Origin of the sequence: Limnovirga soli, from assembly GCF_013106755.1 — a bacterium.
GTDB classification, from domain to species: Bacteria; Bacteroidota; Bacteroidia; order Chitinophagales; family Chitinophagaceae; genus Limnovirga; species Limnovirga soli.
Genome location: NZ_WHPF01000003.1, coordinates 268078 through 292521, shown reverse-complemented (window position 1 = coordinate 292521; position 24444 = coordinate 268078). Strand labels below are relative to the sequence as shown.

Sequence of the window (24444 nt, the reverse complement as noted above, 5' to 3'; positions counted from 1 at the left end):
TTTAAATAAATGTGTTTTGTTTTTGGGGCGGCGAAAATAGCCCTACGGCATCAAAAGAAAAAATAGAATCATCGGGGTAAATATTGTACCCATGCTACTCATTCATCAAAAATAATTTGGAAGGATATTTTTGGGCATAGCTGCTAATCATAGATTTAATCACTTCATTTTCCGGGTATTCGGTTAGCTTTTCTTTCAGCCTTTTCAGGTTAGTAAAATTGGTATTTTCCGGCAATAAACCCATTCCATAAAATTTGCCTTTAATTACCAAAACACAGGCATATTTTTTACCAAAATCGGCTGGTTCAAAAATGGCAAATGTATCCATGGCGGTATCTAAATTTTCCAATGCCTGAACTACCTTGGCATTATACGCATCCCTTTCCGGGTAATGGTCATCTGTTAATGGCGTTTTATCTAAAAAGCACAATACCGGACTTAGTTCATGTTCTTTCACCATCGACCATAAGGCACGGTGTGCATCGGCAAAAAGATTAAACGATAGTACCGGTTCAAAGTATTTTCGTTTTTTATCTATGGCCAACCGTTTAAAGCCACGACTATCTTCAAAAGCATAAATGCCATATCGCTGGTCAATTCGCTTTTGGCTAATATTAAATTTAGGCCACAATCTTTTTATTTCTACGCTTTCTAAAATGCAGGCGGTAAATTCAGTAGGGCATTCTTTATAGGTAACTGAAAAAATAGTCCGTAAAAACTCTTGCCTTTTTTTGCCCACATCCAATCCTGTAAAATGGCTTACCACCCGTTGTTTTAGCACTTTTGCCTTACCCACATAAATAACTTTCCCCTTGGCATCATGAAAATAATATACACCTGGCGTATAGGGCAGGTTATTTACCTGTTCGTTGGGTAAGTTGGCAGGTAATATTTGTTCGCGGTTTTCTTTTTTTAAAAACTCTTTTATCAGTTTTTCACCGCTGGCTTTAAGAATCATATCAAAAAGCAAGGCCGTAGCCTGTGCATCACCGCCGGCACGGTGCCTGTTTTCTATTGGAATATTTAGTGAGCGACAAATATGTCCAAGTCCATATTTAGGCAAATTAGGAAAAGCCTTACGGCTAAGCTTTAAAGAACAGAGTTTTTTGGGTGTCCATTCATAACCAGCCGCCCTTAAATGATGCTTTATAAAAGAGTAATCAAAATTTACATTATGGGCAACAAAAATCCTGTTTTGAAGCAGGTTGTAAACTTTATGCGCCACATCGGTAAATGGGGGTGCTTTGGCGGCCATTTCGTTGGTAATGCCGGTAAGCTGCACTACAAAAGGGGGTATGGTACAACCGGGGTTCAGCAATACTTCATAACGACCTTCTATGCTTTCCCCATCGTGCAGTACAATGGCAATTTCGGTAATGCCATGTTCTGCCGGGTGACTTCCACTGGTTTCTATATCTACAATTGCATACATGAATTCAATTTCTTTACCCTTGTTGTTGTACAAGCGGTTTTTCTATTGCAAAGCCGTTTCGTTCGCTTACCCTCAATCAATTTATTTGTTAGCAGTATGTACCGGGCTTTAGGTACCTGATGCGGCTTTACTTGCGTCGCACACTTGTGCTTTCTTATCCTGATTGGGCTGTAAGCATTAGCCAATAGCTATTCTACAGTACAAGAGTGCGACGCAAGGATGCTTCAATTATAATACAAATGCCTGGCCCATCATCATCAAATTTTTTACAGACCTGCGGGTATTGGCAAATAAACAAAAAATAATTGTGAGCGGCTGTAACATTTAATACCGTTTTGCGTCAAACATTAACAAAGATTAACAATGCGTATCAAATATATTGCTACTTTTACAGCGCAAAACAACCAAATTATGCGGTATTTATTTGTTATTATATGTGCCTGCTCGCTGGTAGCATGCGGTAACAAAATAAACAGTTTAACTGCCGCAGGCGAAAAAGTGGTAAAAACCGTAACTGTTTGCACCGAATTGGCTTCAGATGTGGTAAATGAGAATAAAACCAATGTGCAAAGCTCCTCTGGCATGGATTTAGAATGTTCAGACACCAAAGCATTATTAAGCTGGGATACCCGGATGATGTTATGGTAAAAAAATAGATTTTTAAAGAAATGCCTTCCCAGTGGAAGGCATTTTTATTTATACCCGTTTCCACAACACCATATTGCTTACTTTTGCACGCATTTTACGATTATGGAACTAAGCAAAAATTATATTCCCGGCACCACAGAAGAAAAGTGGACAAAGCATTGGCATCAAAAACAATATTTTGCCAGCAAACCCGATAACAGGAAGGCTTTTACCGTAGTAATACCGCCGCCCAATGTTACAGGAGTATTGCATATGGGACATACACTAAACGAAACGGTGCAGGATATACTGGTAAGAAAAGCACGAATGAGTGGTTTTAATGCCTGCTGGGTACCCGGCAGCGACCATGCATCAATTGCCACCGAAGCCAAAGTGGTTCAAATGCTAAAGGAAAAAGGCATAGATAAAAACAACCTTTCCCGAGAAGAATTTTTAACCTACGCCTTTGAATGGAAAGAAAAATATGGCAATATTATTTACAGCCAGATAGAAAAACTAGGATGCAGCGTTGACTGGAACCGCACCAGTTTTACTATGGATGATCATTATTACAAAGCCGTAATGAAAGTATTTGTGGCTATGTATAATAAAGGGCTTATTTACCGCGGTGCCCGAATGATTAACTGGGACCCTGCAGCTAAAACAGCCTTAAGTGATGAAGAAGTTGAATACAAAGATCTTCAGGGAACTTTATATTACCTGCGTTATGCTACAACCGATGCAGATGGAAACCCTATCCAACACCCGGTTACAGGTGAAGCAGGTATAGTAATTGCCACCCAACGCCCTGAAACCATTATGGGCGATACTGCTATTTGCGTAAACCCTGATGACGATAGATATGCGCACCTGTCTGGTGCTTTTGCCTATGTGCCATTGATTAACAGAAAAATCCCGATTATTTTTGATAGCTATGTAGATAAGAGCTTTGGTACCGGCGCCCTAAAAGTGACCCCCGCTCATGATATTAATGACTATAACCTTGGCTTAAAACACAATCTGCCTATTATAGACACTCTAAATGCAGATGGTACTTTAAGCGAAGCCGCACAAATTTATATTGGCGAAGACAGGTTTGCAGCACGTAAAAAAATTGTAACAGAACTGGACGGGAAAGGCTTTCTTATTAAAGAAGAAGTATATCAAACCCGTCTTGGCTATAGCCAGCGTAGTGGTGCTGTGGTAGAACCACGCATATCTACCCAATGGTTTGTAAAAATGAAAGAGCTGGCCGACCCGGCATTAAAAGCCGTGGTAGATGGAGATATTCGCATTCACCCCGGTGATAAATTTTTAGCCACCTATAAATACTGGCTGGAAAATGTGAAAGACTGGTGTATTAGCAGGCAACTATGGTGGGGCCAGCAAATACCTGCCTGGTACGATGAAAAAGGCAATTGCTATGTGGCTGAAAATCTGGAAGCACTGCATGAACAGCAACCGGAAACAAAAACTATGTCATTAACCCAGGATGTAGACGTACTGGATACCTGGTTTAGCAGCTGGCTTTGGCCAATAGAAGTGTTTAACGGTATTACTCAACCCGGTAACGAAGAAATAAACTATTATTACCCAACCGCCGTGCTGGTTACGGGGCAGGATATTATTTTCTTCTGGGTGGCCAGGATGATTATGGCCGGTCTGGAATTTAAGCAGGAGAAACCATTTAGCGATGTGTATTTTACCGGAATGGTACGCGATAAACAAGGCCGCAAAATGAGTAAAAGCCTTGGTAACAGCCCCGACTTGCTGGACCTGATTGAAAAATATGGCGCCGATGCTGTACGCTTTGGCATAATGATTTCATCGCCGGCTGGTAATGATTTATTGTTTGATGAAGCCGCATTGGAACAGGGCCGCAATTTTAATAACAAACTGTGGAATGCCTTAAAATTGCTAAAAATGTGGGAAGGCAGACAATCTGCTTCCAACGAAACAAACACCAATACATTTGCGATTAACTGGTTCGAAAACCGACTGAATAAAGTTAGTGCCGAAGTAGAAACACTATTAAGCCAGTTTAGATTAAGCGAGGCATTAAAAACCATTTACTCCCTTATATGGGACGATTTTTGTAGCTGGTACCTGGAGTGGATTAAGCCTGGTTTTGAACAGCCCATTGAAACTGCGGTTTATCAAAAAACAGTTTTCTTTTTCGAGCAATTAATGCAGCTGTTACATCCTTTTATGCCATTTATAACAGAAGAAATTTATCATTTGTTACAAGAGCAGCAGGATGATATTTGTGTAAAGCAATTTACCACACCCACAACTGCCAATACCGAAATTTTGTCTGCTGGTGAATTGCTAAAACAGGTAATATCTGCCATCCGCGATGCACGGAATAAAAATCAGCTAAAACCAAAAGAAACCATCAAGCTGTTTATACAAACAGCCAGCACAAATAATTTTATCGTAATTGAAAGTATTTTGGCCAAGCAGGTAAATGCAAGCGCTATTGCCTTTACCACAGAAAGCATAAGTAATAGTATTGTGGTGGCAATAGAAAAAGATAAATTCTTTATTGAAACAGAAAAAGAACTGGATACCACTTCTTTAAAGGATGAACTGTTAAAAGACCTTGCTTATCAACAAAACTTTTTACAATCAGTTATTAAAAAATTAAGCAATGAACGTTTTGTACAAAACGCAAAACCTGAAGTGGTTGAACTGGAACGTAAAAAACAGGCCGATGCAGAAGCCAGAATAAAAACCATTGAAGACAGTTTACAAAACATATAAAATGCTATTTATACAACGCATCAATTTAAAAAGCATCCTGCTTATGGCGGGATGTTTTTTATTTGCCCTTAGCGGTAAAACCCAAAATGCTGATATTGACCTATTAGATAAAATAAACCCGCAAAACCCCAATGCAGGCATATGGATAAATACCTCAAAATCTGTTTACCCTATTACCGCCGGCGTACCGGTTGGACTGCTGGCTGCCGGCTTTATTAGCCACGATAAAAAATTACAAAAACAAGGCTGGGAGGCACTGGGTACTATTGTTATAAATACCATAGCTACACAAGGTTTAAAATATACCATTAACAGGCAACGGCCCTTTGAAAAATATAACTTTATATACCCTTACGACGCCACAGAAACCGGCAAATCATTTCCATCGGGGCATACCTCAATGGCATTTGCTACGGCCACCACACTTTCGTTACAATATAAAAAATGGTATGTGGTTGTTCCAGCCTATGCATGGGCAGCAGGCGTTGGCTATTCCCGCATGTATATGGGCGAGCACTACCCTACTGATGTGCTGGCAGGTGCTGTAATTGGCGCTGGCAGTGCATTTATTAGCCATTGGGCTACCCAAAAATTATTGCATAAAAAGTAAATAGGTATTAGCCAAACAATAGATTATTAATTGGGCTTTACTTGCGTCGCACACTTGTGCTGGCACAATATGGCGGCTTTAACAGCCAATAAAAATTGCAGTACCAAAAAAATATTTCTGCAAAATTTTTCCCTGTTGTATTTTAACTGTATGGAATTATTACTACTGGCTATTGCACCTGGGTTTGCAATAAGTTTATATATCTATGCAAAAGATAAACATAACCGCGAACCAGCCAAATACCTTATCAGCTGTTTTATTTTCGGTGTATTATCTGCAATTCCGGCTATTGTAATTGAAATGATTGGCACCCGCCTGTCAGAAACTTATTTACAGGGAATTTTGCCCGTTGCATTGTACATCATTTTTCAGGCATTTATTGTTGTTGCCTGCACCGAGGAATATTGTAAATATTTTGTGCTTAAAAAATATGCCTACCCCAAACCCGCTTTTGATGAACCTTTTGATGGCATTGTATACAGCGTAATGGTAAGCATGGGTTTTGCCACCATAGAAAATATAGGTTATGTGTTTGATAATGGCTTTTCCACCGGTATTGTTCGTATGCTGGTAAGTGTACCGGCACATGCTGCTTTTGCAGTAATGATGGGTTATTATGCAGGGCTTGCCAAATTTAATGCAGTCCGTAAAAGCCAGTTATTATTAAAAGGTTTTTTACTGGCCGTACTATTCCATGGATTATTTGATGGCTTTCTTTTTTTATCGGATAATGATACAATAACTGCCGAAATTTCTGGTGGATTGTTGGTGTTTGGTGGTTTAGCTTCCTATTATTTTGCCATAAGGCTCTCCTTAAAATCCATCAAATTACATAGCCAACTTTCAGCACAAATGCATAAGGGTTAATTGTACATATCTGCCTGATAAAAACTGCATTTTGAAATAAATACAAAACTTGCAGCAAACCTTTTTTAGCTGCCATAACCTCCCGCAGTACAAGTGTGCGACGCAAGTAAAGCCCATTACTTTTACCCAGGCCGGGCTCAAAAAAAAACAACCCGCTTCTATTGAAACGGGTTGTAAAATTGCACTCTTAACTTTATTAGTAACGGTACATATCGCTTTTAAAAGGACCAGTTTTAGAAATACCCAGGTAAGTTGCCTGTGCATCGCTAAGCTCGTCTAATACAGCACCAACTTTGGCCAAATGTAAACGGGCTACTTTCTCATCCAAATGTTTTGGAAGTACATATACTTTGTTCTCGTAATTGCTATAGTGTTGCCATAACTCAATCTGCGCAAGGGTTTGGTTGGTAAATGAATTACTCATTACAAAGCTTGGGTGGCCGGTAGCACAACCTAAGTTTACCAAACGGCCTTCGGCCAGTACAATTACATCTTTACCTTCAATATTGTATAAATCTACCTGTGGCTTAATGGTATCTTTTGTATGACCATAATTATTGTTTAACCAGGCAATATCTATTTCAATATCAAAGTGTCCAATATTACATACAATGGCTTTATCCTTCATATTACGGAAATGCACTTCGGTAATCAAATCGCGGCAACCAGAAGCGGTTACAATAATATCGGCTTCTTTAACTGCATCTACCATTCTTTTTACTTCAAAGCCATCCATTGCTGCCTGCAATGCGCAAATAGGATCAATTTCTGTAACTATTACCCTGGCACCGGCACCACGTAAGCTTAAAGCAGAACCTTTACCCACATCGCCATAACCACCAACAACCGCCACTTTACCTGCCATCATTACATCTGTTGCGCGGCGAATAGCATCTACCAAACTTTCCTGGCAACCATATTTGTTGTCGAATTTAGATTTGGTTACGCTATCGTTTACATTAATGGCCGGGATAGGCAAAGTACCTGCTGCCATACGCTCGTATAAACGGTGTACACCTGTGGTGGTTTCTTCACTCAATCCTTTAATGTGTTGAATTAATTCAGGGTATTTATCAAAAACCATATTGGTTAAATCGCCACCGTCATCCAAAATCATGTTCAGCGGACGATCGGCACCACCAAAGAATAAGGTTTGTTCTATACACCAATCGCTCTCTTCTGTAGTTTGTCCTTTCCAGGCAAAAACACCAATACCTGCAGCAGCAATAGCAGCAGCAGCATGATCCTGTGTAGAGAAAATATTACAAGAGCTCCATTTAACTTCGGCACCTAAGGCAACCAAAGTTTCAATTAAAACGGCAGTTTGAATGGTCATGTGTAAACAACCTGCAATACGGGCACCTTTCAAAGGTTGAGTGGCGCCATACTCAGCACGTAGCGACATTAAGCCCGGCATTTCTGCTTCGGCCAAACGAATTTCTTTGCGGCCCCATTCTGCCAGCGAAATATCTTTTACTTTATTGGGTAAGCTAAAATCAATTTTTTGTGCAACGGTAGACATATATTACTTTTTTAGAACAGCAAAGATAATTTGACAGCATAAAACAATATATAATTAATTAAATTTGGAATATTATTAACCTTTTTTCATTTTTTGCAGCATAAAACACAAGTAAACCATGGCAAAGACTTTACAAACAGCACAATCCACTACACCCGGCATTCCGTTGGATGATAAAGACCTGTTGATACTGCGTTTACTACAGCAAAATGCCCGTATTACGGTAAAAGAAATTTCTGAAAAAATACACCTTAGCACAACACCCGTGCACGAACGCATTAAGCGCATGGAAGATAATGGCGTAATACAGCAATATGCAGCCCTGTTAGACCCATCTAAAGTAAAAAAGGGACTTATGGTTATATGCTATGTTTCGCTAAAAGAGCATAATAAAAATGCAGGGGCGGCATTTATACAAACCATTCACGAGTTAACCGAAGTGGTGGAATGTTACAATATATCCGGCCAATTTGATTTTATGCTAAAAGTGCTGGCCGAAAATATGGAAGACTACTATAATTTTCATGTGAACAAACTAAGCCAAAGCGATAATATTGGCCAGGTACAAAGTGTGTTTGTAATGGGCATCATAAAACAAACACATGTATTGGTACATTAACCTTATGGACCGGGCACTAGAATAAAAAGCAGCTGTACTTGCGTCGCACACTTGTACTTTCTGAACAGGAATGAGCTTTTAGCCATTAGCTATAAGCCAACAGCCAATGGATATTCCGCAGTACAAGTGTGCGACGCAAGTAAAGCCCAATAGCGGCAATTGGCATGGCTAATACGCCCACTTATATTTCAATAGAATGCACAAAAAAAGCACCCAATGCATAAGATTGAGTGCTTAATGATATAAAAAAAATAAAATTTAACCTTCGGGATTTACGCGGCGCATAGCAAGGTCTTTCTCCAGGAAGCGCTTCATTAACGGGCCGGCAATAAGAATGGTTACCATCGTCATTACCACCAGGCCTACAAACACCTGTTCATCTATAATTTTAGCCTGCAGGGCGGCTAGTCCCAGCACTATTTCCTGCGAGCCACGGGCATTCATACCAAATGCAACGGCCAGCGATTCGTTTTTATTTAAACCGCTAATACGGCTACCTACACCGGCACCTACAATTTTAGCAATACAGGCAATACCCAGAATTACTGTAACGGTAGATAAATCGAAATTGGTAACAAAATTTACCCTTAAACCTACGGTTGCAAAGAATAATGGCGCAATAATATTAACAATAAAAGCCTGTATAAGTGATTGAATATGGTGTGTAAAATGCTTAGAATCGCCTACAGCAACACCCACCAGAAATGCACCAAATATGCCACGTATTTTAAGATACTCGGTAACAACGGCACCCAAAAAGCACAAACAAATAGCTACAGTAATTACACCGCTGGGTGGTGACAAATAAGTAGCAGCAAACGCAAGAATTTTATCTACCAGCCAGCGACCAATAGTCATCATAAATGCCACAAAACCCAATATCATTAAAATGGTAGTTACATTGGCTTCTCCCCCTTTGGCATTCATCATTTGAATGATGATAGAGAATAGTATCCAACCCAAAAAGTCATCAATCATGGCGGCAGTAAGTACCAGGCCACCCACTTTGGTGCGGATAATATCCAGGTCAATCAACACTTTTACAATTACCGCCAATGCAGTAATAGAAAGCGCTGTACCAAAAAACAGGGCTGGTATTAAACGATCTGTAGCCGGAACAGCAAAAATATAATCGTGAAAAAACCAGATACATAAGAAGCCCAGGGCAAAAGGCAATATTAATCCCATTAAACTTATTGAGGCGGCAGCTTTACCTTCTTTGCGTATTTGTTTAAGGTCTACTTCGGCTCCGGCAATAAACATAAGCAAAATAACACCTACATTGGCCAAACCATCAAAAGCACCATACGCCCTTGGCTGACTGGTAAATATTTCCTTAAACAAATCCGGGAAAGCAGATCCCAGTAATGATGGGCCAATAATAATACCAGCCAATATTTCACCAACCACTACAGGTTGTTTAAAAAACCGGAATACTTCTCCCAACAAGCGGGCAGAAATGAGGATGATACTTACAATTATGAGAAAATTTAATACTTCATCAGAATTCAGTTTTGAAACCATATTCAGTTGTTTGAGTTTTAATATTAGTTCTACTATTGTTTGAGTTAAACAAACTTAATAATTAATTCTATATTACCTACTAATATTATAGGGATTGGATTAAATTATAATGAAGCTTTGTTTATTTTTTAAAAAGTTAATGCAACTTAATCTGTATTTAAGCTATAAAATAACACATTAAGTAAACTGTTATCCTAAACGGCCATAATTATGGCTGGCTGGCCATAAAGGCCTGTCGGTTCATAGAAAAGCGTACCCCTAAAGCACCTTGAAAACCAATAACCGGAGGTGCCATTTTGGTAATGGAAATATCTACCTGCTCTGCCGTAACAAAAGCATTAAATATATCGGAAACAATATATGTAGCAAGGGTTTCCAGCAAATGCACCGGTTGTAGCATACGGGCTTGTACCAGTAAAAATACCGCACCATAATCAATAGTATCTTTCAATTGTGTTACGGGGAAAACGGCAGGCATATGTGCTACTGATACATCCACTGCAAAACTACCACCTACCAGGGTTTCCTCAGCATAAATACCATGATGTGCATGAAAGTGCAGGTTTTTTAATTCAATTGTAAGCATGTGTAAAAATAGCTTGCTTTATTAGAATATTATTTAGGTAAATGGTTGTGCCGGGCAATTTTTCTTTGGGCATCCCGGTTGCGTCGCACTCTTGTACTGAATAAAATATAGGAGCAAAAAATGGGCAACAAAAAAGCAGTTACCAATTGGCAACTGCTTTAAATGTATAATGCAATGTAATTTTAAACAATACCAGCGGCACTTAAGTAACGCTCTGCATCTAATGCAGCCATACAACCACTGCCTGCTGCTGTAACTGCCTGGCGATAGGTTTTATCCTGCACATCACCGGCAGCAAAAACACCGGCAATATTGGTTTTAGAAGACCCAGGAATGGTTTGTATATATCCGGCTTCGTCCATTTCTATCCATGGTTTAAAAATACCGCTGTTTGGCTCGTGGCCAATAGCCACAAAAAAAGCACTTACAGGTATGGTTTGTTCTTCGCCGGTTTTATTATTTTTTATGCGTATGGCTTCTGTTTTATTTTCACCCACTACTTCCAATGTTTCAGAACTCCAGTATACTTTAATATTGGGGGTAGCTTTCACCCTATCCTGCATCACTTTACTGGCACGCATGCCATGCTCATCTTTACGCACAATCATATGCACAGTTGAGGCGAGTTTTGATAAATATAAAGCCTCCTCACAGGCTGTATCGCCGGCACCTACAATAGATACTTCTTTGCCGCGAAAAAAGAAACCATCGCAAACGGCACATGCGCTTACACCATAACCATTAAGCCGCTGCTCACTTTCCAGTCCAAGCCATTTGGCTGATGCGCCAGTGGAGATAATTACTGCATCGGCTTCTATCCATTTCTCTTCATCAATCTGCACTTTATGTACCGGACCGGTAAAATCTACTGCAGTAGCCAGGCCATAACGAATATCGGCACCCATGCGGGCAGCCTGTTTTTCAAAATGCGCCATCATTTCGGGGCCCTGAATACCTTCGGGGTAACCGGGATAATTTTCTACTTCGGTGGTAATGGTTAATTGTCCGCCTGGTTGTATACCCTGATATAATACCGGATGCATATTGGCCCTGGCAGCATAAATTGCTGCGGTATAACCTGCCGGACCACTGCCAATAATTAAACAATGTACTTTTTCATTTACGCCATTTTCCATAACACTAATCTTTAGAATTGTTTTTGCTGCATGTTGGGCTAACAGTATAAGAGTGCGACGCAACGGATGCCTGACACCTGTTTTATTGCCGGGCCCAACATTTTATTCTTTGCTTTTAAATAAATGACGGCAAAAGTAGCAAACCCTTACCAATAAGCGTAAGGTTATGCACAGCCGCCTGCTTTTGGGGATAATATACCTACAAAAAAGCCTTCGGTGAAGAAGGCTTTGCTTTTGTTAGGAGAATAATCCTTCTATACTTAAATACCGCTCGCCGGTATCGTAATTAAAAATAAGCACTTTGCTGCCTGCTGGAATATCGGCCAGTTTTTTGGCTACTGCCGCCATGGTTGCGCCGCTGGAAATGCCTTGAAACAGACCTTCTTCTTTTGCGGCACGTTGGGCAAAATCAAATGCTTCGTCTTTACTAACCTGAATGGTACCATCTAATATAGCGGTATGCAGGTTGCCTGGTATAAAGCCGGCGCCAATACCCTGTATAGGGTGTGGGCCGGGTGCACCGCCACTAATAACCGGTGATAACTCTGGCTCTACTGCAAATATTTTTAGATGAGGGAATTGCTGTTTAAGCACTTCGCCTACACCGGTAATATGGCCACCGGTACCTACACCGGTAATTAAAAAATCAATCCCATCGGGGAAATCGGCCAGTATTTCCTGTGCCGTAGTTGTAGCGTGTATGGCAATATTGGCGGCATTATCAAATTGTTGGGGCATCCAGGCATTTGGGGTAAAAGCTACCATTTCTTTCGCTCTTTCTATGGCGCCTTTCATGCCCTTTTCGCGTGGGGTAAGTTCAAAAGTAGCACCATAAACACTCATTAACCTGCGGCGTTCAATACTCATACTTTCGGGCATTACCAGTACCAGTTTATAGCCTTTAACAGCGGCCACCATTGCCAAGCCAATACCGGTATTACCACTGGTAGGTTCTATAATAATACTGTCTTTGGTTAGTAAGCCCTGCTTTTCTGCATCTTCAATCATAGCCAATGCAATACGGTCTTTAATACTACCGCCGGGGTTAGCTCTTTCCAGCTTACTCCATACTTCTATATTGGCGGGATAAAGCCTGTTAATGCGCACATGTGGCGTATTGCCTATAGTTTCTAAAATAGTGTTTGCTTTCATTATATGTGTTTTAAAATATGATTTATGCGTTTGTGTATGTACCCATCTTTTCGTTAATAATCAGGCAGCCGTTGCGTCGCACTCTTGTACTTTTAGCTATCATGCGGCTAAAATAAACCCCTTAAATAATAAAGTTAATAGGCTCTTCAAAATCTTTTCTATCGTTAACCACGGTTTGGTTTTTATGATAAACCACACTAAAGGGTTGTACGCTTTGTGTAACCCATGTATTACCACCAATAATACTATCGTGCCCAATTATGGTGCGGCCACCTAAAATGGTACTACCGGCATAAATAACCACATTGTTTTCAATGGTGGGATGGCGTTTAACCTGTGCATCTTCTTTTCGTACTGCCAATGCGCCCAATGTTACGCCCTGATAAATTTTTACATTATCGCCAATAACAGCCGTTTCGCCAATCACTACACCGGTGCCATGGTCAATAAAAAACGGGCAACCAATAGTGGCGCCGGGGTTAATATCTATACCTGTTTTACTATGCGCCCACTCACTAATAAAGCGGGGAATTAAAGGCAAATCAAACCGGTACATAATATTTGCCAGCCGATGCACCATAATGGCATAAAAGCCGGGATAGGAAAGCAATACTTCTTCAAAAGTTTCTGCTGCAGGATCGTAATCCAGAATGAGTTGAGCATCTTTAATCAACTTATCTTTTATGGTAGATAATTCCGCAAAAAAGCCTTCAGTTATGGCAGCCGCATCCAGTTTGCCGGCCTGATCAACAGAAATAACCAATTGTTTAAAATCGGCCATTAGTTTATATAATGCCGCTTCGTGATATTGCAGGAACATCTCAGGATCATCTGTTACCGGAAAAAGATAACCAATCAGTTCTTCGGTAAAGCTATGGATAGCTTTTACTGAAGGCAGGTTTTTACTAAGTATATAACCGGGATATTCCATATAAATTGTATTAAAAAGCCCTTCTTTATTGAGAAGGGCAATATAATCATACTGAAGATTACCTTTTCTCAGGATATATAAACACCACAACAATTCAAGGTAATACAACAATAGTTCATGTTCAATTTTTATTAGAGCACAAATTTAGTAGACTAATGCCAAATGAAAAATATTTCCATTACGAATTATGGTAATTTTTAACAAGCCCGGGTAATACGGATATAAACCACCTGCCGTTTTACCATATTTCTTTAAATAGCACCGTTGGCGAAGTTGCTTAACATGCCTTTTAATATTTGTGTACTATTGCGGATAATTAATTTGGAAAAACGCACTTACAATTATAAGTACAACAGATTCGTTTATTATGAAAATTCAACTTTGGAGTATTGGAAAACCACATGAGCCCTATATTAAAATGGGCACTGAAGATTTTACCAAAAGGCTAAATAAATATTTTTCTGTTGATTGGCTTATAATACCGCCGCCTAAAAATGCAGGTGTAATGAGTGCTACAGAACTAAAAAAACAGGAAAGCAAAATTATTATTGAAAAACTGGAAAAAGAGGATTTTCTGGTGCTACTGGATGAAAGAGGAAAACAATTAAGCAGCGAAGATTTGGCTGCATTTGTACAACAAAGGGCAAACGAAAGCACTAAAAGGCTTGTTTTTTTAATTGGCGGTGCTTTTGGTACAGATGAAACCATTATGAAAAGGGCCAATTTTACATGGAGCTTATCCGGACTGGTTTTTCCACATATGCTGGTAAGGCTAATACTAAGTGAACAACTGTACCGGGCCTGCACCATACTAAAGAATGAAAAATATCACCACCAATAATTATGGCTGTGATTACAATATATTTGTTACCTATTAACATGTTTAATCAATGACAAGCATCACCATTATTATTGTGGTAATTACCTGTATTATTTCTTATGTGGCTTTTTCAAACCACAAATTATATAATGATCTGATTTTTTATCCACCATCCATATCCAGCAATAATCAATGGTATCGTTTTTTTACCTGTGGTTTTATTCATGCAGATATTGGGCACCTGGCATTTAACATGATTTCCTTATATCTTTTTGGCAGAAATCTGGAATATTATTTTGCTGAAATATTTGCAGCAAAGGGCCCCATGCTGTATATATTTCTATACATATCTGCCTTAGGTGCCTGTTTGGTACCCACTTACAACAAACATAAAGACGATTATGGCTACCGCAGTTTGGGTGCATCGGGTGCAGTATCGGCAGTGGTATTTGCCAGCATTTTTTTAGACCCCACCAACGAGATTGGATTCTTTATCATTCCACCCATTATTCCGGGGTTTATTTTTGCACCTGTATACCTGTTTATTTCGGCCTATATGAGCAAAAAGGGGGCAGATAATATTAATCACTCAGCACATATTTGGGGAGCATTGTATGGTATTGCCTTTTTAATAGTTACTGCATTGGTATTATCCGGCTTTAACCCCATTACCCATTTTGTTAACGAAATCTCGGGGTATTTACAGTAGTACCGCTAAATTTTATCACTAAAAAACTTTATCTGGTGTCATCATTATTATTCAACTCGCTAAAAGCAGGCTGCACTTTATTATTGTTTGTTTTTTTGTCGTGCAACAACACAGAAAGCAGCAGCGGAACAACGGCTGACAGCACTCCGCCAATTATTGAAAGACGTATTATTAACGATACTGTTCCCCAAACAAGAACGGTAGTAAACAAAAAACCGGTAGCTTCTTTTTCAAAAAAGGTACCGGATGAATTGAACGATTGGAAATTTGCCGTAAACATTTACGAAACAAAAGCCACATTCGTATACCTGATTAAAATGCAGTATATGGAGCTTACAGCTACAGATACCCTCAAAATACCCAACTTTGGCATAGCGCCAGTGGTACAAATAAAACCGGGTACTGAATCGCTATCCTGTATTATTGGTTTTCTAAATAAAAAAAGTGAGTTTCTAGAGTATAAACTGGTGAGCGCTAAAGACGATAAATTGAAAGTAAAAGTATTGCATGGTTATGCAGTAACCGCGCATAAGGAATAAGTAAATTAGGACTGGCTGTTTTGCTGCCCTTTATTGTGTTGTACAAGTGTGCGACGCAAGTAAAGTCACATTAAAAAAATACAGTTGGGCCCATAAAATAAGCCCAACTGTATGGTATATTATTATAGATTAAGGGAATAATTACCGCGGTATTGCCTGCGCACAAATTGATTGGCAGGCTCAAAATTGGTAATACGTTGATTTTCACCATCCCACAATAATTCTTTACGACCGGGGTAAGATATATCGCCCTTGCTATTTTTTTCCTGGTAATTATAACTGCGCACGGCAAGGTTACCCATGAGAACTGTTTCGGCCAAGGGGCCACTCTTATCAAATGAAGAGCTGGTATAAGCACCATAGCCTTGTTTGCAGGCATTGGTCCATTGTGTTTGATGGCCTTCGGTACTGCGGTCTACAAAAGGAAACTTTGAAGGCGGCAGCTGACTTTCTTTCATAAGGCGGGTAGGCAATAATGTGGGGTTACGGCCAAATAAACCGGCCATTAATTTGCCTTTTGTGCCTTCGAATATCATGCCACCATCCCACTCTCCCATGGGTTCATCGGGCAATAATTCGTCGGGTCTTCTTGGCTTAATACCGCCATCGTACCAGGCCAGTTCAACGGGTGGCATGGCTTCGCGGGCTGGAAATTTAATATAGGTAACTGATGATGGCGGATAACTATCGGTATACACTTCCTCATTAAAAAAGCCTGAGTACACAGAACCCACGCTACAGGAAACCGACATGGGATAGCGAAGTTTTAATGCACGGTAAGGTACATCAATAAAATGGCAACCCATATCGCCTAAGGAACCTGTACCAAAATCACTCCAGCCACGCCAGGTAGCCGGTAAATAGGTTGGGTTAAAATTGCGGAAGGGTGCAGTTCCTAACCATAAATTCCAATCCAACTCCCGGGGAATGGCGAATTTGCCGGTTGGCGTAGGAATACCCTGCGGCCAGGTGGGTCGGTTGGTCCAAACATGCACGGTATGTACATCGCCAATTACACCACCCTGAATCCAGGTTTCAATATTACGTGTATCATCGCCGCTGCTGCCCTGGTTGCCCATTTGTGTAACTACCCTGTATTTTTCTGCAGCTTTTGTTAGAATACGGGCTTCGTAAATATCATGCGTTAAGGGCTTTTCGCAGTACACATGTTTACCCATTTGCATAGCAGCCAGTGCTGCAACGCCGTGCATATGATCAGGTATAGTAACCATCACAGCATCTATGTTTTTATGCTCTTTATCCAGCAGGTCTCGAAAATCTTTATAATAAGGTGCTTTTGGCCATTGTGTTCTTGCTTTCACCGCCATGCGGTCGTCTACATCGCAAAGTGCTACAATGTTTTCGGCGCCATTATTCCAGGCATAGGGCAGGTTTACTTCTGCCTTACCACCAGCGCCAATGCCGGCAATATTTAATTTATCACTGGGTGCCCGGTAACCCCTGCCCAATACATGGCGGGGTACAATATAGAAACCGGCAGCTGTAGTTGCAGCTTGCTTAATAAAATTGCGGCGGGAATTATTTTTTAAAGCCATGGCAAATCGTTTTAATTAAAATTAGTAAACTAAATATAGGCAAATTTTATGTAGCCAACTGCAGATACATAGGGCGGCTATACTTGCGTCGCACTCTTGTACGGCAGCATGATTGGCAACAATAAAACCATTGCGCCGCAACCAATTATAATAAGCCCACTTTTTATGGATTGTTATTTGTATTTTGCCTATACATAGTATCGTTCCGTTACCTGCCACAATTAAAGAAAACTTCAGATGAAATCATTCGCCCTATCTATGCTTATTTTTTGTTTTGCGCTAAGCGGATATACCCAAAATGCCAAAATAGACAGTTTAAATATCTTAATTAGCAAAGCAACAACTGATACCGGAAGAATCTGGTTAATGGTAAAAAAATCAATTGCATATACTAATGTTAATCTGGACTCTTCTATAGCCATATGCCTAAAGAATCTGGAAGGCATAAAAAAATACAATTTATACGGTGCAGAAATAGACACCAGGCAAAGATTAATCATCAATTATTGCTATAAGGGCGATTTTAAAGCCGCTTCGGAACAAGTAAGTTATTTGTCGCAATTCATAAAGCCATCAAAAGACTCTGCTGATTTTGCTGACCTATACTCAAATACAGGCATGCTGTTAGGCATGCAAAGTAAATATGATTCATCCATCAATTTCTACGAAAAAGCACTCCGTATTTTCCTGGCAAACAACAATAAGGAAAGGTTGGCTGGCACCTATTCGAATTTAGGTATCGGTTATCAGCAACAATCCAATTTTTCAAGGGCGCTATATTACCAACAAAAGGCCTTAAGCATAGCCGAAGAACAAAAAGACCTTATTAATCAGGCTTATACCCTAACCAACATCGGAAACACTTATGAAAATATAGGCGATACAGCAAAAGCAGAACAGGTTTATCTGCAGGCAATAAAAATCGCAAAAGAAAATAGCCTTAACAATGTTGAATTATACAATTACTCCAATCTGGCAGTTTTATATAATGCCCAGGGTAAATGGCAAAAGTCCTACGATTTTTCCACTAAAGCTGCTGCTTTAGGGGAAAGTTTGGGAGACCAGGGTATACAGGCAGCCAGCTTGTCAAAAGCTTCAGTAGCATTGGCCAATATGCGCCAATGGCAAGGGGCTGAATCATTGTCAAAAAAAGCAATTGTACTGGCAGATGCTGCAGCCCAACCCTTAAATATATTTCAGGCATATACATCCATGGGTGCGGTTTTACGATTACAGGAAAAATGGAAAGAAGCCATTCCATTTTTCGAAAAAGGGTTTTCATCAATAGAAGAAACGGATATGTATACGGATGCCACAGGAAAACTGTATAAAGAATTATCAGAGTGTTATGAAAAAACCGGCAAATATGTAAGGGCACTAGACACTTACAAAAAAGCAGCGGTGATTTCCGATTCTGTACGCAGCAATAATAACATTAGAAAAACTACCCAACTCTCCATGTCGTTTGAATTTGAGAAAAAAGAACAGGTACAAAAAGCTGAACAAAAAGCAAAAGATGATATTGCCAATGCCAAACAACTGGCACTAATTATTGGACTGGGATTAACATTGGTGCTAGCATTTGTAGCTTTTATCGGATTTAGAAATAAACAAAAAGCCAATGCAGCCCTGAAAAAAAGTACCGCAGAAATAGAAAATGCTATGACACAACTTAAAGCCACCCAATCCCAACTTATCCAATCAGAAAAAATGGCTTCATTAGGAGAGCTCACTGCTGGCATTGCACATGAAATTCAAAATCCGCTAAATTTCGTAAACAATTTCTCAGAATTAAATACAGAATTGGTTGAAGAATTAAATGAATTAATAGAAAAACAAAACTGGCAGGATGCAAAAGCCATTGCCAATGATTTAAGGCAAAACGAAGAAAAAATAAACCACCATGGCAAACGTGCAGAAGCCATTGTAAAAGGTATGTTACAACATAGCCGAACCAGCAGTGGCGTAAAGGAACCCACTAATATCAACGCACTGGCAGATGAATATCTAAGGCTTTCCTATCATGGGTTAAGAGCAAAAGACAAAAATTTTAATGCGGAAATAATTACCGATTTTAATGAAACAATTGGCAGCATCCTTCTTATTCCACAGGATATAGGAAGGGTTTTGTTGAATTTGTACAATAATGCTTTTTATGCCGTTGGTGAAAAGAAGAAACAACAACCTGAAAGCTTTACACCAACAGTTTCTGTATCAACAAAAAAGATTGGAGATAAAATAGAAATTAAAGTAAGAGATAATGGCAATGGTATCCCTCAAAAAATCGTTGATAAAATATTTCAGCCTTTCTTTACAACAAAACCAACTGGACAGGGAACCGGATTAGGATTGAGTTTGAGCTATGATATTGTAAAAGCACATAATGGAGAAATAAAAGTGGAAAGTAAAGAAGGTGAAGGATCAACATTTATCATGCAGTTCCCGGTGGGTTAAATAGTTTTTGTACCAAGCTTAAGAATATAGATTAAACTTTACTTGCGTCGCACACTTGTACTGTATTAATGCAGCTAAGCAAAGAACAGGACGTACAAGTAAGGTATTTGCGTGACTAAGCAGCAAATGCTTAACAACGAAGCTGACTAAAGAACAGGTGATTGTTTAATAAAAAATATTAGGCTGTATTATAAGAATTGCATTTTTTAACTGCATTGTATATTATTCAATTAACATTAATTATTGCCATGAGAAAGATTATTATTATTCTATGTATCATAGGTTCCATGCAATGCTATTCCCAGAATAACACAATTGACTCCCTTACCAAAGTTTTACAATCAACCAAAGTAGATACCACAAGAATAAATACCCTTAACTGGCTTGCCTATCAATTAAGAAACAATGATCCGGATTCAGCAGTATATTTTGCCAATAAGGCTTTTGAATTGGCTACAAAAACAAATTATAAAATTGGTGTAGCTACTTCTTTTTTATGGAAAGGTGTAGCAACCATGAAACTTGGAGCTTATGATGAAGCTTTAAAAAATAGCCTGGATGCATTAAAAATATACGATGACCTTATTTCAACAAATTCAGGACGAGGAAATACACCTGCCGCATCTGAAGCTTTAAATTTAAAGTCAAAAGCCTACAATAACATTGGGCTTATTTACAGGCAACAGGGCAATTATGAGGAAGCATTAAAAAACAATTTTGCCTCTTTAAAAATCAGAACAGAAATAGATGACAAAGCAGGAATTGCCACTTCGTACAGTAATATTGGGCTTATTTATTATGATCAGGGTAATAGTACACTATCGTTGAAATATGATTTAGCTTCTTTAAAAATAAGAAAGGAAATAGGCAATAAAAAAGGCATAGCTGATTGTTATAATAACATAGGCCTTGTTTATGAGGATCAGGGTAATTACCCTGAAGCGCTGAAAAGTTATTTAGCTGCTTTGAAAATAGATGAAGAGTTGGGAGATAAGGCAAGCTGCGCAATATTATACGGCAACATAGGGATTATTCATGGGAACCTAAGGAATTACCCTGAAGCGCTAAACTATCATTTTAAGGCATTAAAAATACAGGAAAAAATAGGCGATAAGGCATCAATTGCAAGGTCTTATAATAATATTGCTGTTATTTACATTTACCAGAAAAATTATACTGAAGCATTAAAGAGTCAGTTGACTTGTTTAAAAATAACACAGGAAATTGGTGATAAGGGGGGAATAGCTGAAGCTTATTTTAATATTGGTGTTATTTATGGTGATAAAGAAAATTATGAAGAAGCTTTAAAAAATTATGTAAACGCATTAAAGCTTCAAAAAGAGTTAGGCAATAAAGCAGGTATGACAGAAGCCTATATTGAAATAGGAAATGTGTACACTAAACAAAAAAAATCAGCTACTGCACTGGATTACCTTAGCAAAGGCTTGGCACTTGCAAAAGAAATAGGCAATATTGCTCATATACAAAATGCTTATAAGAACCTGGTGGTTTTAGACAGCACCCTGCATAATTTTGAACAGGCTTTAGAGCATTATAAATTATACATTACCTACCACGATAGTTTATACAATGAAGAGAATACCAAAAAAATAGTGCAGTCGCAGATGCAATTTGAATTTGACAAAAAAGAAGCGGTTACCAAAGCTGATCAGGATAAAAAAGACGCTGATGCACAACGAATAAAAAATCAGCAATATTTTGCTATCGCTGCACTTGGAATAATTGTATTGGCGGTAATAATCATAGCAATTATTCAATACAAAAGCAACCAGCATAAGCGTAAGGCAAACCTCTTGTTGCAGGAAGAAAAACTTAAAGTGGAAAGCACCTTATCTGAACTAAAGGCAATGCAGGCTCAGCTAATTCAGCAGGAGAAAATGGCTTCTCTGGGAGAGCTTACTGCGGGCATTGCACATGAAATACAAAACCCTTTAAACTTCGTGAATAATTTTTCAGAATTAAACAAGGAATTGATTGCAGATTTAAAAGATGAAATTGTAAAGGGAAATATGGAGGAAGTAAAATCCATTGCTGATGATATTGATTTAAATTCAGAAAAAATAAACCACCATGGCAAACGTGCCGAAGCCATTGTAAAAGGCATGCTACAGCATTCCAGACAAATGACTGGTACAAAAGAACTCACTAATATCAATGGTTTGGCCGATGAATACCTAAGGCTCTCCTACCATGGACTAAGGGCAAAAGACAAAAATTTTAATGCGGAAATAATAACCCATTTTGATGAAACATTGGGCAGCATCCAAATTATTCCGCAGGATATTGGCAGGGTGTTATTGAATTTGTACAACAATGCGTTTTATGCTGTTGCAGAAAAGAAAAAACAGCAAAGGGAAAGCTTTATACCAACTGTTTCCGTATCAACAAAAAAGGCTGGAGATAAAGTAGAAATTAGGGTATCAGACAATGGAAATGGTATCCCACAAAAAATAGTAGATAAAATTTTTCAACCTTTCTTCACCACCAAACCAACTGGTCAGGGAACCGGTTTGGGCCTTAGTTTAAGTTATGATATTATTAAAGCTCATGGCGGGGAGTTGAAAGTGGACACAATAGAAGGAGAAGAAACAACATTTATCATAACACTTTAAAATCATAATAATGAACCAGATTAAAAGTTGTGTTTTAATCTTATTTATTTTGTTAAGTTGTCGGACTATTTCCTACGCTGAAAATGATACCATTCGTTTGAATAATTATTGTTCGCTAGCATTACAATACTCAGAAAAAAATAGAGATAGCTCTATCTATTATGCTGATATTGCTTATTCGATAGCAGAAAAACTACATCAAAAATTTTACCAGGCAAGTATACTAAGCGACCTTGGATATACACTACTGAGCAACGGAGACTATGCAAATGCACTTAGTAAATTACTTATTGCCAATACATTAATTGAAGATAAAAACATTGCAAATGATGTGATTATCACGCCGTTTTTTAATAAGTATTTTACCAGCAATGATCCAAAAACAAACAGAATCATATTATTAGGCTATATAAAAAATAGCCTTGCTATGTTGTATGGCCGTACAAATAATTTTGACAAACAACTTTCCGAATTAAAAGAAGCAAAAAAAACAATTGAAACAGAAACTAATGATTTTAATTTAAGGTGGACTATAAACAATAATATTGCCAATGCATATTTAAATATGGGTGTCCTGGATTCTGCGCTGTATTTTCAGAAAATTGTTTTGCAAATTGAAGGTAATATCGAAAACAAAAACTACAAAGGAGCATCCAATAAAGCAATCGGAGATATACAATTCAGAAAAGGAAATTTTGAAGATGCAAAAAGCAATTACCTGGCTGCATTAAAACTACTCAAGAAAAATAATAATACATTTTATGTAGCACTCACTGAATTTGCACTGGCAGACACTTATAGAAAACTTGGCAGGCTTGATTCAAGTTTGTATTATTCAAAAGCAGGTATAAATAACTATAGATCTTTGGGTAGTTATGTACCAGAAATGGAAGAAGCATACACTGCACTTGCATTAAGTTTTAAAGACGAAAAAAAATATGACAGCGCCTTTTATTTTTTACAATTATCTAAAAATTTAAGTGATTCTGTAAATAGCAAAGAAATAAAAACACTTACTAATTTTCAAAACATTGGCTTTAATGAACAAATGAGATTAAAAGCAGTTGAAGCTGAAGAAATTAAAACAAAAACCACCACTCAAATACTGCTTTTATTAGCCGGCTTACTTTTGTTTTCAATTATTGCTTTTGTATTATATAAAAGCAATAAAATAAAAGTAAAAGCCAATTTGGCTTTAAAAGAAAAAAATGAAGAAATTGAAAAAACGGTAGCTCAACTTAAAACAACGCAGGTATCTCTTGCGGCAAGAAATGCAGAAAATGAATTGCTATTAAAAGAAATCCATCATCGGGTAAAAAACAACCTGGAAGTTGTATCCAGTCTTTTGGCCTTACAATCCAATCAAATTGATGATCCCTCGGTACAATCGGCTATGTTAGCCAGCCAAAACCGGGTGCACTCAATGGGTATTATTCATCAAAAACTCTATCAGGGTGAAAATTTAGCAGCCATTGAAATGCAGGATTATTTTATCAATCTAAGTGAAAACATTCTGGATTCTTTTAATGCCGATGGACATATCAAGGTAGAATGTGATATGCCTAAATTGATTTTGGATGTAGACACCGCTATTTCAATTGGCCTTATTACCAACGAGTTATTAACCAACTCATTAAAGTATGCCTTTACCGAAAAAGAAAAAGGGGCCATCAAAATCAGTTTGACAGAACAGAATACAAACTCCAGTACAGAAGGAGAATATCAATTAAAAATTTCAGACAATGGAATTGGTAAAGCGGTAAACGAAACGGCAAAAGGCACAGGCTTTGGCACTCAATTAGTATCTCTGTTAACCAAACAATTAGACGGTAAATTAACCTATGAAATAAATAACGGCACTATTGTTACCCTCATATTTAAGAAGCCCAAATTAATAAGGGCATAATTTGTAAAACTCAACAAAGTGAATTAAGGTGTCACAATATTTAAAGCAAAGTCAATAA

At 38.5% G+C, this 24444-nt stretch carries 19 protein-coding genes; 11 read left to right on the top strand and 8 right to left on the bottom strand.

Annotated features, from left to right (window positions below):
* Positions 1 to 94: 94 nt before the first annotated feature.
* Positions 95 to 1432, bottom strand: coding sequence for an exonuclease domain-containing protein (locus GD597_RS05125; RefSeq protein ID WP_171606748.1), 1338 nt, complete (start codon positions 1430 to 1432; stop codon positions 95 to 97).
* A 411-nt stretch (positions 1433 to 1843) separates the two neighbouring features.
* On the opposite strand from GD597_RS05125, the gene GD597_RS05120 reads away from it, so the two are divergent.
* The 4 genes from GD597_RS05120 to GD597_RS05105 all read left to right on the top strand — a co-directional run bounded on the left by GD597_RS05120 (position 1844) and on the right by GD597_RS05105 (position 6299).
* Complete coding sequence (locus GD597_RS05120; RefSeq protein WP_171606747.1) at positions 1844 to 2080, top strand: hypothetical protein; 237 nt, start codon at positions 1844 to 1846, stop codon at positions 2078 to 2080.
* A 102-nt stretch (positions 2081 to 2182) separates the two neighbouring features.
* Entirely contained in the window at positions 2183 to 4822 is a 2640-nt protein-coding gene (locus GD597_RS05115; RefSeq protein ID WP_171606746.1) for a valine--tRNA ligase, read from the top strand.
* Between the two features lies 1 nt (position 4823).
* Entirely contained in the window at positions 4824 to 5432 is a 609-nt protein-coding gene (locus GD597_RS05110; RefSeq protein ID WP_171606745.1) for a phosphatase PAP2 family protein, read from the top strand.
* Between the two features lie 150 nt (positions 5433 to 5582).
* On the top strand, positions 5583 to 6299 hold the full coding sequence (locus GD597_RS05105) for a PrsW family intramembrane metalloprotease (RefSeq protein ID WP_171606744.1): 717 nt from the start codon (positions 5583 to 5585) through the stop codon (positions 6297 to 6299).
* Positions 6300 to 6495: 196 nt separating this feature from the next.
* On the opposite strand, the gene ahcY is transcribed toward GD597_RS05105, so the two are convergent.
* A complete protein-coding gene (ahcY, locus tag GD597_RS05100; RefSeq protein ID WP_171606743.1) occupies positions 6496 to 7821 on the bottom strand; it encodes an adenosylhomocysteinase in 1326 nt (441 codons plus the stop codon).
* Positions 7822 to 7939: 118 nt separating this feature from the next.
* Between ahcY and GD597_RS05095 the strand changes: the two genes are divergently transcribed.
* Positions 7940 to 8440 (top strand): Lrp/AsnC family transcriptional regulator, encoded by a 501-nt coding sequence (locus GD597_RS05095; protein ID WP_171606742.1) that lies wholly within the window; start codon positions 7940 to 7942, stop codon positions 8438 to 8440.
* A 258-nt stretch (positions 8441 to 8698) separates the two neighbouring features.
* Here GD597_RS05095 and GD597_RS05090 read toward each other — a convergent pair whose 3' ends face one another.
* The 5 genes from GD597_RS05090 to epsC form a co-directional block, all read right to left on the bottom strand.
* On the bottom strand, positions 8699 to 9964 hold the full coding sequence (locus tag GD597_RS05090; RefSeq protein ID WP_171606741.1) for a cation:proton antiporter: 1266 nt from the start codon (positions 9962 to 9964) through the stop codon (positions 8699 to 8701).
* A gap of 208 nt (positions 9965 to 10172) precedes the next feature.
* Positions 10173 to 10550 carry a dihydroneopterin aldolase gene (locus GD597_RS05085; RefSeq protein ID WP_171606740.1) on the bottom strand — a complete coding sequence of 126 codons (378 nt, stop codon included), beginning with the start codon at positions 10548 to 10550 and terminating at the stop codon, positions 10173 to 10175.
* 182 nt (positions 10551 to 10732) lie between these two features.
* Positions 10733 to 11686, bottom strand: coding sequence for a thioredoxin-disulfide reductase (gene trxB / locus GD597_RS05080; protein ID WP_171606739.1), 954 nt, complete (start codon positions 11684 to 11686; stop codon positions 10733 to 10735).
* A gap of 237 nt (positions 11687 to 11923) precedes the next feature.
* The gene (gene cysK, locus GD597_RS05075; RefSeq protein WP_171606738.1) at positions 11924 to 12838 is read right to left on the bottom strand and encodes a cysteine synthase A; all 915 of its coding nucleotides are present in this window, start codon (positions 12836 to 12838) and stop codon (positions 11924 to 11926) included.
* Between the two features lie 121 nt (positions 12839 to 12959).
* Complete coding sequence (epsC, locus tag GD597_RS05070; protein ID WP_216368510.1) at positions 12960 to 13769, bottom strand: serine O-acetyltransferase EpsC; 810 nt, start codon at positions 13767 to 13769, stop codon at positions 12960 to 12962.
* Between the two features lie 367 nt (positions 13770 to 14136).
* On the opposite strand from epsC, the gene GD597_RS05065 reads away from it, so the two are divergent.
* The 3 genes from GD597_RS05065 to GD597_RS05055 are packed head-to-tail and all read left to right on the top strand — an operon-like array spanning position 14137 to position 15837.
* Positions 14137 to 14610, top strand: a complete 474-nt coding sequence (locus tag GD597_RS05065) for a 23S rRNA (pseudouridine(1915)-N(3))-methyltransferase RlmH (RefSeq protein ID WP_171606737.1) — start codon at positions 14137 to 14139, stop codon at positions 14608 to 14610.
* A gap of 49 nt (positions 14611 to 14659) precedes the next feature.
* Positions 14660 to 15298 (top strand): rhomboid family intramembrane serine protease, encoded by a 639-nt coding sequence (locus GD597_RS05060; RefSeq protein ID WP_171606736.1) that lies wholly within the window; start codon positions 14660 to 14662, stop codon positions 15296 to 15298.
* Between the two features lie 35 nt (positions 15299 to 15333).
* Positions 15334 to 15837, top strand: coding sequence for a hypothetical protein (locus GD597_RS05055; protein ID WP_171606735.1), 504 nt, complete (start codon positions 15334 to 15336; stop codon positions 15835 to 15837).
* Positions 15838 to 15959: 122 nt separating this feature from the next.
* Here GD597_RS05055 and GD597_RS05050 read toward each other — a convergent pair whose 3' ends face one another.
* On the bottom strand, positions 15960 to 17393 hold the full coding sequence (locus GD597_RS05050) for a Gfo/Idh/MocA family protein (protein ID WP_171606734.1): 1434 nt from the start codon (positions 17391 to 17393) through the stop codon (positions 15960 to 15962).
* Between the two features lie 237 nt (positions 17394 to 17630).
* On the opposite strand from GD597_RS05050, the gene GD597_RS05045 reads away from it, so the two are divergent.
* The 3 genes from GD597_RS05045 (at position 17631) to GD597_RS05035 (ending at position 24386) form a co-directional block, all read left to right on the top strand.
* Positions 17631 to 19847 (top strand): tetratricopeptide repeat protein, encoded by a 2217-nt coding sequence (locus GD597_RS05045; protein ID WP_171606733.1) that lies wholly within the window; start codon positions 17631 to 17633, stop codon positions 19845 to 19847.
* A gap of 248 nt (positions 19848 to 20095) precedes the next feature.
* Positions 20096 to 22480, top strand: coding sequence for a tetratricopeptide repeat-containing sensor histidine kinase (locus GD597_RS05040; RefSeq protein WP_171606732.1), 2385 nt, complete (start codon positions 20096 to 20098; stop codon positions 22478 to 22480).
* Between the two features lie 10 nt (positions 22481 to 22490).
* Positions 22491 to 24386, top strand: coding sequence for a sensor histidine kinase (locus GD597_RS05035; RefSeq protein ID WP_171606731.1), 1896 nt, complete (start codon positions 22491 to 22493; stop codon positions 24384 to 24386).
* The last annotated feature ends 58 nt before the right edge of the window (positions 24387 to 24444 follow it).